The sequence below is a fragment of the Nocardia sp. NBC_01009 genome, from assembly GCF_045208035.1.
In the GTDB taxonomy this organism is placed as follows: Bacteria; Actinomycetota; Actinomycetes; order Mycobacteriales; family Mycobacteriaceae; genus Nocardia.
Genome location: NZ_CP108695.1, coordinates 6,006,572 through 6,019,514, shown reverse-complemented (window position 1 = coordinate 6,019,514; position 12,943 = coordinate 6,006,572). Strand labels below are relative to the sequence as shown.

Below are 12,943 nucleotides of genomic sequence, written 5' to 3'. Positions count from 1 at the left end.
GATGTGCCTGGCAGTCCCAGGAAAGGTACTCAGCCTCGAGGAGCGCGACGGCACGCTGATGTCCGTCGTCGACTTCGGCGGCGTGCACAAAGATGTGTGCCTGCAATACATCCCGGACGCGGCTGTCGGTGACTACGTGGTCGTCCACGTCGGCTTCGCCATCCAGCGTCTCGACGAGGAGTCCGCGCTGCGGACCTTGGCCGAATTCGAGCACCTCGGCGTGCTGAACGAGGAATTCGGCGACGGGTTCGCGCTGGCAGCCAGACAAGCCGGTCTCGCCGACCCCACGGCCGAAGAGGCCGAACCAACAAAGCCGCAACACGACACAGAGGTGGCGCCATGAAGTATCTCGACGAGTTCAGCAATCCGGAGCTGGCCAAGAAGCTGCTCGACAAGATCCGCGGGGCCACCACACAACGCTGGGCCATTATGGAAGTCTGCGGCGGCCAAACCCATTCGATCATCCGGCACGGTATCGACCAGCTGCTTCCCGATCAGATCGAGATGATCCACGGACCGGGCTGCCCGGTCTGTGTGACCCCGCTCGAGGTGATCGACAAGGCATTGGCTATCGCCGCACGACCCGGTGTGATCTTCTGTTCGTTCGGTGACATGCTGCGCGTGCCCGGCAGCAAGAAGGACCTCTTCCACGTCAAGAGCGAGGGCGGCGACGTCCGAGTGGTCTATTCGCCGCTGGACGCGCTCAATATCGCCAGGGAGAACCCGGATCGCCAGGTGGTGTTCTTCGGTATCGGATTCGAGACGACCGCGCCTGCCAACGCCATGACCGTCTATCAGGCGAAGCGGCTCGGCATCGAGAACTTCTCGCTGCTCGTCTCGCATGTGCTGGTGCCCCCCGCGATCGCCGCGATCATGGAGTCCCCGAGCTGCCGAGTGCAGGGGTTCCTCGCGGCCGGGCACGTGTGCAGCGTGATGGGCACCGAGGAATATCCGCCGCTCGCCGAGAAGTATCGGGTCCCGATGGTAGTCACCGGCTTCGAGCCGCTCGACATCCTGGAGGGCATCCGCCGCACCGTGATTCAGCTCGAGGAAGGCAGACACGAGTTGGAGAACGCCTATCCCCGCGCGGTGATGGCCCAGGGCAATACCGCCGCGAAAGCGATGCTGGGGGATGTCTTCGACGTCACCGACCGTGCCTGGCGTGGCATCGGGGTGATACCGCAGAGCGGGTGGCGGCTCTCGGAGCGATACCGCGACTACGACGCCGAGCAGCGGTTCTCGGTGGGCGACCTGCATACCGCGGAATCGTCGATCTGCCGCTCCGGTGAGGTGCTGCAGGGTCTTATCAAACCGCACGAGTGCGCCGCATTCGGCAAGGAGTGCACACCGCGAAACCCGTTGGGCGCCACCATGGTGTCGTCGGAGGGCGCGTGCGCGGCTTACTACCTCTACCGGCGCCTCGATCAACCCGCGGAGGTGGCTCATGCCTGACCAGATCGGAATGCCCTCGCCGGCTCCGACGATCGACATGGAGAGCTGGGTGTGCCCGATGCCCCTGCGGGACTCACCGAATATTGTGATGGGGCACGGCGGTGGCGGCGCGATGTCGGGCGAGTTGATCGAGCACCTGTTCCTGCCCGCGTTCGGGTCCGCCGCCGAGGCAGGCATGGGCGACTCCGCGGTGATTACGCTCGGCGGCGCTCGGCTGGCCTTCTCGACGGATTCGTTCGTGGTGAAGCCACTGGTGTTTCCCGGCGGTTCGATCGGCGACCTCGCCGTCAACGGCACCGTCAACGACCTGGCGATGGCTGGTGCGCGGCCGATGGTGCTCTCGACCGCGTTCATCCTCGAGGAGGGCACCGCGCTTGCCGATATCGCGCACATCGCCAAGGCATTGGGCACAGCGGCGCTCGCTGCCGGGGTCACGCTCGTCACCGGTGACACCAAGGTGGTCGATGCCGGGCACGGCGACGGCATCTTCATCAATACCGCGGGGATCGGCATCGTCGACGAGGGCGTCGACATCCGTCCGCAGCGAGCCGCGCCGGGCGATGTCGTGCTCGTCAGCGGTGACATCGGTGTGCACGGGGTTGCGGTGATGAGCTGTCGCGAAGGGCTCGAATTCGGGACCACCGTGGTCAGTGACACCGCGCCGCTCAACGGTTTGGTCGCGGCGATGCTCGCGACCGGCGCGGATGTGCATGTGCTGCGCGACCCCACCCGCGGTGGTGTGGCGGCGACGCTCAACGAGATTGCGAGCGTGGCGAAAGTCGGTGTCTCACTGGACGAACGGAATCTTCCCGTGCCCGCCGAGGTGCGCGATGCTTGCGGCCTACTCGGATTGGACCCGATGTACGTCGCCAACGAGGGCAAGCTGATCGCCTTTGTCGCACCACAGGACGCGGATCGAGTGCTGGCCGCGATGCGCGATCATCCGCTCGGCGCGCGGGCGGAGGCGATCGGGGTGTGTGTCGCGGAGCATCCGGGCATGGTGGTCGCGCGCACCGCATTGGGTGGAACCAGGGTGGTTGCCCTGCCGGCCGGAGAGCAGCTGCCGCGGATTTGTTGAGCGGGGCGGTGATTCGCCGCTGGAGAGATAGCGAGGTCCGCGTCATCGTGTCGATCACCAACTATCCGAGGGCGTTGCGGCCTGCATGGATCGGAATGGAATCTCGGCAACGGGTCGGCATTGTCGGAATGGTCGCCACCATCCTCACCCTGCACATCGTCGGCTGGGCCACATTGTTCTTCCTTGTCGTCCCGAACAACTATGTTGTAGAGGGCACGGTATTCGGTGTCGGGCTGGGGGTCACCGCCTACACCCTCGGCATGCGGCACGCCTTCGATGCCGACCACATTGCCGCGATCGACAACACCACTCGAAAGCTGGTGGCCGACAAGCAGCAGCCGCTGTCGGTGGGATTCTGGTTCTCGCTCGGGCATTCCACGATCGTGTTCGTTCTCGTGGCGCTGCTCGCGCTGGGTGTGAAAGCGCTGGCCGCCAATATCCAGAACGAGAACTCCGACCTGCAACAGTGGACCGGCGTGTTCGGCACCGGCGTCTCGGGCACCTTCCTGATCCTTATCGGGCTCCTGAATTCAGTATCGTTGATCGGGATCTGGCGCGTCTTCCGCACTATGCGCCGGGGTAGTTACGACGAGACGCAGCTCGAAGCGCAACTGGAATCCAGGGGCGCACTGAATCGGCTCTTCGCACCAATGACGCGTGCGGTGCGCACGCCGTGGCAGATGTATCCGGTCGGGATGCTCTTCGGCCTCGGCTTCGACACGGTCACCGAGGTGAGTCTGCTGGTGATCGCGGGCGGGACCGCGGCGACAGATCTGCCCTGGTACTCGATTCTGGTTCTGCCCGTGCTTTTTTCGGCGGGTATGTCGCTGTTCGACGCCTTGGACGGGACCTTCATGAACTTTGCCTACGGCTGGGCATTCGCCAGGCCGATCCGCAAGATCTACTACAACATCGTCGTGACGGGACTGTCGGTGGCGGTCGCCCTGCTGATCGGTGCGCAGGAGGTGATTTCGATTCTCACCGAGAAGCTCGATGTCACCACAGGCCCGCTGGCCTGGGTCGGGAACCTCGATCTCGGTGCGATGGGTTTCATCATCGTCGGACTGTTCGCGCTCACCTGGATCGCGGCCTTTGCGGTGTGGCGCATCGGCGATGTCGAGCATCGCTGGCAGGCCGACCCGGCCGGAAAGCCGCAGGGGTGATGGACGCACGTGGCACGGACATGTTCGCGCGATACACCTACGCGCCCAACCGGCTCGGCTATTGCGGCCCTGCGGAGGCGGCGGCATTGCGCGGCGGCTCCGGTGCCGAGATTCGGGCGGTCGCCACCCGCTTTTCCGGCGTGTGGCCCTACCTGCAGGTGATGTCCCGGCTGACCGGGATCGACGATCCGCTGGACCATCGCCTCGTCGAATCCTACTGGCATGGTGGCGGAATCGGCGCTCAGCTCGACGCAGGGGCCTTCATGACCGAACTGCTTTCGGTGATCGGTCCGGTGGCAGGAGCCTACTGGGCACACCTCACCCCGGAACTTGCCGAGGAAGCCGCCGGCAACCACTGTTTCCATGTGTTCGGTGTGTACCCGTGGTCGCGACTGTTGGGCAGGGGGATGGACGAGCATCCGGTGAGCGTCCTCGACAATTGCCGGATCAATTGGGGAACAGTCGTTTCCCGTGACCGAACCGGCGTCGCCTTGCGATGTCGAACACTGGTGTGGAACGGGCAGACGCTCGAGCTGTCCACGCCGTCGATACTGCGCGCCGACATCTGGTCCGATGGATACAGCTCGGTGCCGGACGTCGAGGTCGGCGACGAGGTCGGCGTGCACTGGGGTCGCCTGTGCGGTCGCCTCACCCCGGAACAGGCTCGAGACCTGGCGGCCAGTACCGCCCACCAGCTGAAGGTAACCAACCTTCGGCTCGCCGAGTCCGCTCGGCGGAAACCATCAACGGAAAACTCCTGAACCATCACGCCTTTTCGGCATTGTGGAACGCCGCCCGGTAAGCGTTCGGACTGGTGCCGACTATGCGCTTGAAGCGGTCACGAAAGGCCGTCGGCGAGCCGAACCCGACCTGGCCCGCGATCCGGTCGACCGGGTGCGTGGTGGTCTCCAACAGATACTGGGCATGGCGGATGCGCGTGCGATGCAGCCACTGCAACGGTGTGGTGCCGGTCTGTTCGCGGAAGTGGCGATTGAGGGTGCGGGTGCTCATACCTGCGCGGAGGGCGATGTCGTCGAGGGTGAGTTCCCGCGCCGCGTTGTCTTCTATCCAGTGCAACACCGGCTCCAGAACCGAGCCGCGCGGTGCGGGCGGGTTGTCCCGGACGATGTACTGGGCTTGTCCGCCTTCACGTTCCAGCGGCATGACCGACAGACGTGCCGCGTCGGCGGCCACCGCGGAGCCGTGATCGCGGCGAATCAGGTGCAGACACAGGTCGATTCCGGCCGAGGCACCCGCAGAGGTCAGGATGTGGCCGTTGTCCACGTAGAGCACATTCGGATCGACCTCGATCAGCGGATAGCGTGCGGCGAGTTCTTCGGCGGCGAGCCAATGTGTGGTAGCGCGATGTCCGTCGAGCAGCCCGGTGGCGGCGAGAATGAACGCGCCCGAGCAGATCGAGGCGATGCGGGTTCCGTTGTGCGCCGCCAGTTTCAGCGCGTCGATGACCTCGGGCGGTATCGGGGCGGTCGGGTCGGAGCAGCCCGGCAGGATGATCGTGTCGGCGCTGGTCAGCGCTTCCATGCCGTAGCGCGGCTGGAGAGTGAACGCGCCCGCGTCGACCGTCTGCGTCGCACCGCAGACGCGGACCCGGTAGGGCGTGAGTCCGTCGGGCAGCCGGATGCGGGTGAACACCTCGATCGGTGTGGACAGGTCGAAGGGGATCACCTTGTCCAGCGCCAGGACGGCGACGGTATGCATGGCTACAAACTAGGCCTGACCACAATTCCTGCCAAGCATTCCGGCCTGGGGCCAGGCTGAAAGAAGGAGTTCAGCATGTTGGCGAGAATCCGTTGGGATATGGCAATCCAGCCGATTTCGATGATCGCGCGCACTGGCTACCGTCGGCGGGAAGCGCCAACGGAGAGGAACGAATGCCCATGCTTGTGTCCGCAGGATTCGTGTCGTCAGGGGTCGTCGCGTCGTGACCGAGTTCCTGCTCTCGGTCCACGTCCTCGCCGCGATCATCGCGGTCGGACCGGTCACCGTCGCCGCCAGCATGTTCCCCGCCTTCGCCCGCCGCGCCGCAGCAGAACCCGTTGCTGGACAACCCGTTGTGGTGTTGCGGACCTTGCATCGCATCTGCCGGGTGTACGCGGCCGTCGGGATCGTCGTCCCGGTGTTCGGAATCGCCACTGCGATTAGCCTCGGCGTGCTGGGGGACACGTGGTTGATGATCTCGATTGCCCTGACCGCCGCTGCGGCGGGGGTCCTTGCGCTGATGGTGCTTCCTGACCAGGCAAAGATACTCACCGGACTCACCGGGATGTCGCATCCCACTGCGCCGGCGCGCGCCATGATCAGTCAATTGGCGATGTACACCGGAACATTCAACCTGCTGTGGGCGGCTGTGACGGTCCTGATGATCATTCGTCCCGGGTCTACAACCGGGGCGTAACCTGTGATCGCAGCTGCTTCGGGTCAGTCGAATATTGCTGTATGGCAATCATATTTGTTATCGGCGGATGCCTTGCGGATTGGCGAACCGGACGCTCGCGCGAGCGCCCGGTCTTCCGCAGCGGCGTGCATTCGCCAGGTGAGCGTTTGCCTGCCTGTAGTCGGAGCCTTAGCGAATGAAGCTGCTACCGAGGCTGAGCACACTGCTGCCCGCACCGAGGATCAGACCCAGGATTCCTTGAATGTCCATTGCTCACTCTTCTTTTCGGGGGATCCGCGCTGAGATCGCGGGTCCTGGTAGGTGAAGCGACGTCAATGGGCGGGTTCGCCGCATGTCGGCGGGCTCGATCCACGGGACTCAGCGTCGCGGCCGCCTCAGTGAAGACGACGTGCGAGGACCGTAGCCGGGGAATCGAACTCGGGTTTAGGGCAGACTTCCCACGCTTGGAGACCTGGAGCCGGCGGGCGGATGGACGACACCCGCGAAGCCCCCCTTGGTGATGTCGTAGGTGTGTTCGGATACCTGGTCACCGGAGTTGCCTTCGATCGTGGTGATCATGTTGCCGTTCCGGGCGACCACTAGGCCGATGTGGCCTTGGTCGCCCCAGATGAGGAGGTCACCCGCGCCGGCGCTCGATATGAGGCCTCGGTGTGTGCCGTTTTCGCCGCTCCCGGCATCGGCCCAGATGGCAGGCACGTAGTTCTTGTTGTTCCAGTGCGGGTCGATGCCTGCGTCCTTCCACGCCCAGGTGGCGAAAGACGCGCACCACGCGTCGTCGATGTTGTACGGCGCGTCGACATGGTTGTTGCCATTCGTTTCGCTGACGCCCCTGGCGAGCTCGTCCCACGCTTTTTTGATTGCCACGTCGACCTTATCCCTTGGCGTGGCGGCCACGTACTCGCCCTTGCTGTGCGGTATGGGCAGCGCGGTCGGGCGCCCGCCGCCGAAGGAGGGATAGGCGGGGGCGCCGTAAGTGGGAGTCGAGTTGCGAATGCGGTTAGCCTCCGCCTCTATATCGTCGGTGGCCTTCGCGACCTCGTCGTATACCGCTTCGACGGTTCCCTTTACGGCGTCCAGCAATGCCGTTTCCGTGGCGGGGGATATGTAGATCTTGCCTTCGCTCGGCCCCGGTGCAGCGGCGAGCACCTTCTCGAGCGCGTTGATTTTCTCCATGACAGCTTTGTATGTCGAGTTCGACGCGCTGAGGGTTGCGTGTGAGGACATGTCGACTTTCGCATTCTGCCCACGCAACTCATCCTTGATCGCGTTGACTTTGTCGACTTTCGATTTGTAGCCCGCCTCAGATTCGGACTGGGGTGTGTTTTCCGCGGAGTTGTCGTTCTCGTTCACCTTCTCCTTGCGGAATCGGCCGAGAAGATCTGGCTGCTGGCCTGGTTCGCCTCTCGCCAGCGTGAGGACGGTGGCCTTGAAATTGTCGTCGGCCGCGGCGACCTTCGCTTTCAGCTCGGCAGTCCAGCCGGGCCCGTCTTTGGGCAGGTCGACGTCGGCGACCAACTCGCCCAGGGTCGGGCTCATCGAGGCACCCGACTGTCGGCAAACTGGGCGGGCACGGCCCGCTGGCCCACGAACAGCGACATCCGTTACCTCACTCGGTCACAACCCTCCGGCCGCAGGTGGCCGACTCATCCAATGGCCTCGATTATCGGGCATTCCCGACATTGGTAAGGGTCGGTGCTCGACGCTCCTTCGCCTGGGTAACGGACCCTCCAGGAACTCGGTCTCGGCTACAAACTGAAGGCGATCGTGCGGAGGATCAGCATGACGATGAACACTGCGGTGAAAGCCAGGTCGATCGACAGCCCGCCTGCTCGCACTGGTCGCAGTACCCGTCGCACCGGTGCGATCACCGGCTCGGTCCAGGTATGGGTCAGGGCGCGGGCTCGGTTCGTCCACGGCGGCGCGTCGGCAACCATCCCAACCCAGTCCAGCACCACTCGCGCAAGCAGAAGGAGAACGAACACCGTCAGGGCATATCCGACCAGGGTTCCGATGAGGGTCATGCCGAACTCCTTCGCAATGGACGTTGTGACCGTCTTGCCGGTGTCAACGCAACCGATCAGGTCCAAAGTGCCACGTTCGTCGTGTTCTCAGCGGACTATCAGGTCAATAAGAACAGATTGCCTGCGAGTGTTGATCGTTTCGCGGTCTCCGGCCCACAGCGGTCGATGTCTCCAGCCCACCTATGGTGGGTGGATGAGTACATCGTCTGGCTCGTTGGTGATGGTCGCCGAGGATATGGAATCGGTGACGACGGTCGGGAACGAGGACGATCCGGCCGACGCCGGTCTGACTCGTGGTGAGGTCGAGTCGCTGTGGGAGTCGGTGCGGGGGTGGTACCGACTGGGAACCACTCCCGCGATCCAAGTGTGTCTGCGACGCAACGAGAAGATCGTGTTGAACCGGGCCATCGGCCACGGTTGGGGGAACGCGCCCGCCGATGGGCCCGGCGCGGCGAAAGTGCTCGTCACGCCGGAAACGCCGTTCTGCGGGTTCTCCACCGCGAAGGGTGTGTCGGCGGCACTGATGTTCATGCTCATCGAGCAGGGCGCGTTCGCGCTGAATGATCCAGTGTGCCAGTACATTCCGGAGTTCGCCGCCAACGGCAAGGCGGCCATCACCATCGGTGACGTCATGTCTCATTCGGCGGGTGTCCCCTTCGTCACGCCGCCGTACAAAGGCATGGAGTTGGTGGTCGATGAGGAGCTCGCGGTGCGGGGGCTGGCCGATCTCGTCCCGAGCTGGCCGCCGGGCCGGTTCCGGGTATATCACGCGCTGACCAGTGGGCTCATCCAACGGCTGCTGGTCCAGCGGGCGACAGGAAAACGGATGCGTGAGCATCTGGCCGAGCAGGTGCTCGACCCGCTCGGGTTCCGGTGGACGAATTTCGGTGTGGCCCCCGAGGATGTCGACAAGGTGGTCCCCAGCGTGAAGACCGGGCCCCGGGCGTCTCGCATGTCGACCTTCCTGGCGCGCAAAGCGCTCGGTGGCCGGATGGACGGTCGGGTGTCCGATGCCGCGACGCGTGCCCTCCTCACCGCGGAGCTTCCCTCGGGCAATCTCGTCACCACGGCGTACGAGCTATCGCGGTTCTATGAAATCCTCACGCGCGGTGGCGAACTGGATGGCATCAGGATCATCGAACCGGATACGTTGCGGCAGGCGGTGCAACCGGCGAATCGGATGCCGGGTCTGGCCGGTGCGGTGAGTCGAGCGGGCTTCGAACTGGGCGGGCGGCGGTCGAAGTTCGGCCGCAACACTGAATCTCATTTCGGGCGTAGCGGATTGACGACCCAGTACGGTTGGGCCGATCCGGCCCGCGGGCTGTCCGGGGCGATTCTGACCAGTGGCAAGGCGACCACCGATGCCAAGCGGCCGTGGCAGCTGTGCGCGCAGATCTCCCGCACCATCGGTCGTCTGGACACCGCTGACCGCGTGTTCAGCCTCTGATCGGATTCCTTCCATTCGGGAACGGTTCGGAAACAACGGGCCATGCTCGATGCCATTTCGTTATCGATGCATGCGGTTCGGCCGCGATCTGCCTGGTCGGCGCGCACTCTTGCGAACGCACAACAGCATGGGCGCTTGCACGAACGCATCGATGCTTCCCGAGTCGACGAAGCGGTTCGGATGTGGCAACCTGCTTCTCGAGATCGGGGTGTGAGCATCGACTCGGGCACCGATTGGTTCGGCTGCGGCGGCCCCGCCACAAGGTGGGGCCGCCGGCAGAACCGCAGAATCTAGGGGAGCCCGCGGGTGGCGGCGGTGATGGCATCGCACACCCGGTCTATGTCGGAGTCGGTGGTGCGCCAATTGCTCACGGCGGCGCGCAGGCCAGGTTGCCCGTCGTAGACCGTCGGGGTGACGAACGCTTTCCCGCTCGCGGCAATCGCCTCGCCCAGTGCGTGCACCCGTTCGGTGGTGGGCTGGTCGGCGAGAGTGAAGCAGACGACGTTGAGACGGACCGGGGCGAGCAGCCGGATCACGCCGGTCGCGGCGAGCTGATCGCCGAGGCGGCCTGCGCAGGAAATGTTGCGCTGCACGATCTCTCGGTGTCCGTCGCGGCCGTAGGCCGACAGGGTGAACCATGCGGGGAGCGCACGCAGTCGCCGCGAGTTCTCCGGTACCAGATCCCCGAATCCCGGTTCTTCGGTCGGTGCGCCGAGGTAGGCGGCGCCGGAGTTCTGGAAGGCCCTGGCCTGCAGGTCCCGGCGCCGGGTGAACTGGACCGCGGCGTCGTAGGGCACGTTGAGCCATTTGTGTAGATCGACGCACACCGAATCGGCCTCGGCGAGACCGTCGACCAGATGCGCATGCTGCGGCGAAAGCGCGGCGAACGCTCCGAAAGCGCCATCGACGTGCAGCCAAAAAGGAAACCGTTCGCGCAATGCCGCAATGGCACGCAGATCGTCGAAGTCGACGGTATTCACGGTTCCGGCGTTGGCGACCACGATGGCGGGTCGACCGTCCAATGCGGCGAGTGCCGCGGCAAGTTGGTCCACATCGACGGCTTCCCGATCCGGCAGCGTGGGTATCCGCTGGAGCCGGTCGCGGCCGATGCCGAGCATCGACAACGACTTGGTGACGCTCGAGTGCGGCGACCCGGACAACACATGAACGGGCCCGAGCGCGCCGACCCCGGTCGTGGCCACGGAAACCCCGAGTTGTTCGCCGAGCCATTCCCGCGCGATTGCCAACCCGACCAGGTTCGAGGTGGTCGCTCCGCTCACGAATGCGCCGGTGTGCTGCGTCAAGCCGAAGAGCTGCCCGATCCAGCCGACGGTCTCCTGCTCCAGATCGATCGCCGTGGAATCACCGCCGGACATAACATTCTGGTCGAATGTGCTGGTCAGCCAGTCACCTGCGATCGACGCAGGCGTCGCGCCACCGGTGACGAAGCCGAGGTAGCGCGGGCCCGCGCTACCGGAGAAGTTCGGTTCCCAACGGTGCTGGAACTCCGAAAGCGCCTGGCGCAGACCGAATCCCCGTTCCGGCAGGGGTGCCGCCGGAACCGGATCCTGCGGCAGCGCCACCGGACGTTCGGCGATTCCGGTCAACACCTGTTCGGCAGCATGGCGGACTATTTCGAGCAGCGCGGGTAGTTCTGCGAGATCGTCGGCAAGTTTCTGGTCCACATCTGCAGACGTTACGAGCGCGCCACCCGACTTGTCCTGGTCCAGTCGGAAGGAACTGGACCTCCGGGCGCTGGACTTTGCTGGTGGCCTAGCTCGCTTCGCGCTGTGGGCCCCCTGGCCTCGGTTGCTTGTAGCTGCGGGCGATCAGCGCGGATCTGAGGTACCAGACGCCGGAGGCTTGGGCGGGGTCGAAGCCGGTGAGCTGACCGATGCGCTTGAGTCGATAGTCGACCGTGTTGGTGTGCACGTGCAGGGCACGTCCGGTGCGCTGCCGATTGAGGTTGTTGCTGATATGGCGTTGCAGGGTTTCGAGCAGTTCGGGGTGTTCGTCGAGCGGGTCGAGCAGAGTGCGTAGGTGGTCGAGGCCGGGGCCCGGCCGAGTGAGCTGGTATTCCAGGGCGAGATCGTCGAAGCGATACAGGCCGTGGACGCAGTGCAGTCGGGCCACCATGTCGAGCAGTTCGTGGGCTTGATCGGCTGCGGCGGGCACCAGGGCCGGGGTCGCGGGCATGACCGCGGCGGTGATCGGGACCTGCGCGGCGTGGGAGAGTTGGTCGACGAGCGAGTCGAGGGTGTCGTCCTCGAATAGTGCGGCGGGAAGCAGGATGGTGCCGCCGTCGACGCTCAATAGTGACAGCACGCCCTCGCCACATCGAGTCGCGAGCTCGGCCTGTACGCGGCGCAACTTGCGCCGGGCGACCACGGTGCTGTCGACCCTGGGATTGCATTCCTCGGGGTGTTGCGGAATCGACACGGCGAGAACGGAATACGATTCGGCGATCTCGATCCCGCATTCGCGCGCCATGGTGGAGGTGGGGTGGCCGCCGAGCAGTGCCGAGGTGAGAGTGTGCGCGGCGGTGTGGTGCTCACTGACCACCGCCCGCAGCTCCCGGACATAGGCTTGCGAGACGGTCGAGGTAATGGTGTCGAGGATTTCGAGCAATCGCCGGCTGATCTGCTTGAGATTGTCGAAGTCGTCGGCGGTTGCATTGGCCAGGATGAGATCGAAACCGAGCTTGAAACCCTCGTGCACGGCATGGTGGATCGTGTCAATCGGGATGCCCTCGCGGGCCCACCCTGCGGCGACCTTCTGCAGCTGCTGGGTCTTCTCCGGAATATCGGTGCCGTCGAACATGCTCACAGCCAACTCCAGGCAGACCCGGGTGACAGTGGTGATGTCGCCGTTGAGCGCCTCGCCCGGCAGCGTCCGGCATGGGACGACGTTCTCGACGAAGTGCCCGACCATCTGCTGTGACAATGCCCGGACATCCTGCAGTGAGGACGTCACCGGCCTGCCCGATACGGTCAGATCCGGTCGATCCGAACTGGTGACGGTCATCGTGACTCCCTTCCGGCGTCGCACCGTGGCGAAGCACCCACGGTAACGCGGCGACCTCGCAGAACAAGGGGGCCGTCGTCGGTTCCGGGCATGTTCCGAACCTGGCGAGGCCATGCCTGTGAGGGTTCACAGTGCGAGAATGTGGAAGATTGTCTACATCCTGCCGAACTGGTCGATTGTCCGAGTCTTTAGGCCGCGCCGCTGCGACGGTGGCGAGCTGCCTCGATATGAAGGATCACAACCGCCGCAAGGCGGCAGCGTTTCGCGTCGGCTCGGGCCGCATAGGGATCTTTCACAATCAATCCGCACCCGAGTTCGTCCAATCGCCGAAACGGGCCCGTC

Annotated in this window: 12 protein-coding genes; 7 read left to right on the top strand and 5 right to left on the bottom strand. The window is 64.7% G+C overall.

From position 1 onward, the window contains the following. Window position 1 precedes the first annotated feature (1 nt). The 5 genes from OHA42_RS26970 (at window position 2) to OHA42_RS26950 (ending at window position 4,454) form a co-directional block, all read left to right on the top strand. A complete protein-coding gene (locus OHA42_RS26970; RefSeq protein ID WP_328401920.1) occupies window positions 2-343 on the top strand; it encodes a HypC/HybG/HupF family hydrogenase formation chaperone in 342 nt (113 codons plus the stop codon). Next, on the top strand, window positions 340-1,452 hold the full coding sequence (hypD, locus tag OHA42_RS26965; protein WP_406230610.1) for a hydrogenase formation protein HypD: 1,113 nt from the start codon (window positions 340-342) through the stop codon (window positions 1,450-1,452). The genes OHA42_RS26970 and hypD overlap by 4 nt, the downstream gene beginning before the upstream one ends. After that, window positions 1,445-2,530 (top strand): hydrogenase expression/formation protein HypE, encoded by a 1,086-nt coding sequence (gene hypE, locus OHA42_RS26960; RefSeq protein ID WP_328401916.1) that lies wholly within the window; start codon window positions 1,445-1,447, stop codon window positions 2,528-2,530. The genes hypD and hypE overlap by 8 nt, the downstream gene beginning before the upstream one ends. 95 nt (window positions 2,531-2,625) lie before the next feature. After that, window positions 2,626-3,693, top strand: coding sequence for a HoxN/HupN/NixA family nickel/cobalt transporter (locus OHA42_RS26955; RefSeq protein WP_406230609.1), 1,068 nt, complete (start codon window positions 2,626-2,628; stop codon window positions 3,691-3,693). Continuing rightward, complete coding sequence (locus OHA42_RS26950; RefSeq protein ID WP_406239630.1) at window positions 3,693-4,454, top strand: DUF6390 family protein; 762 nt, start codon at window positions 3,693-3,695, stop codon at window positions 4,452-4,454. The genes OHA42_RS26955 and OHA42_RS26950 overlap by 1 nt, the downstream gene beginning before the upstream one ends. A 4-nt stretch (window positions 4,455-4,458) precedes the next feature. Here the strand turns inward: OHA42_RS26950 and OHA42_RS26945 are convergent, their stop codons facing one another. Further along, window positions 4,459-5,412 (bottom strand): GlxA family transcriptional regulator, encoded by a 954-nt coding sequence (locus tag OHA42_RS26945; protein WP_406230608.1) that lies wholly within the window; start codon window positions 5,410-5,412, stop codon window positions 4,459-4,461. A 223-nt stretch (window positions 5,413-5,635) separates the two neighbouring features. On the opposite strand from OHA42_RS26945, the gene OHA42_RS26940 reads away from it, so the two are divergent. Further along, window positions 5,636-6,109, top strand: a complete 474-nt coding sequence (locus tag OHA42_RS26940; RefSeq protein WP_406230607.1) for a hypothetical protein — start codon at window positions 5,636-5,638, stop codon at window positions 6,107-6,109. Window positions 6,110-6,532: 423 nt separating this feature from the next. Here OHA42_RS26940 and OHA42_RS26935 read toward each other — a convergent pair whose 3' ends face one another. Next, window positions 6,533-7,645, bottom strand: coding sequence for a CHAP domain-containing protein (locus tag OHA42_RS26935; protein WP_406230606.1), 1,113 nt, complete (start codon window positions 7,643-7,645; stop codon window positions 6,533-6,535). 209 nt (window positions 7,646-7,854) lie between these two features. Next, a complete protein-coding gene (locus OHA42_RS26930) occupies window positions 7,855-8,130 on the bottom strand; it encodes a YggT family protein (protein ID WP_406230605.1) in 276 nt (91 codons plus the stop codon). Window positions 8,131-8,323: 193 nt separating this feature from the next. Between OHA42_RS26930 and OHA42_RS26925 the strand changes: the two genes are divergently transcribed. Beyond that, the gene (locus OHA42_RS26925; RefSeq protein WP_406230604.1) at window positions 8,324-9,577 is read left to right on the top strand and encodes a serine hydrolase; all 1,254 of its coding nucleotides are present in this window, start codon (window positions 8,324-8,326) and stop codon (window positions 9,575-9,577) included. 290 nt (window positions 9,578-9,867) lie between these two features. On the opposite strand, the gene OHA42_RS26920 is transcribed toward OHA42_RS26925, so the two are convergent. After that, a complete protein-coding gene (locus tag OHA42_RS26920) occupies window positions 9,868-11,262 on the bottom strand; it encodes a pyridoxal phosphate-dependent decarboxylase family protein (protein WP_406230603.1) in 1,395 nt (464 codons plus the stop codon). A gap of 88 nt (window positions 11,263-11,350) precedes the next feature. Then, window positions 11,351-12,601, bottom strand: coding sequence for a PucR family transcriptional regulator (locus OHA42_RS26915; RefSeq protein ID WP_406230602.1), 1,251 nt, complete (start codon window positions 12,599-12,601; stop codon window positions 11,351-11,353). Window positions 12,602-12,943: the final 342 nt, after the last annotated feature.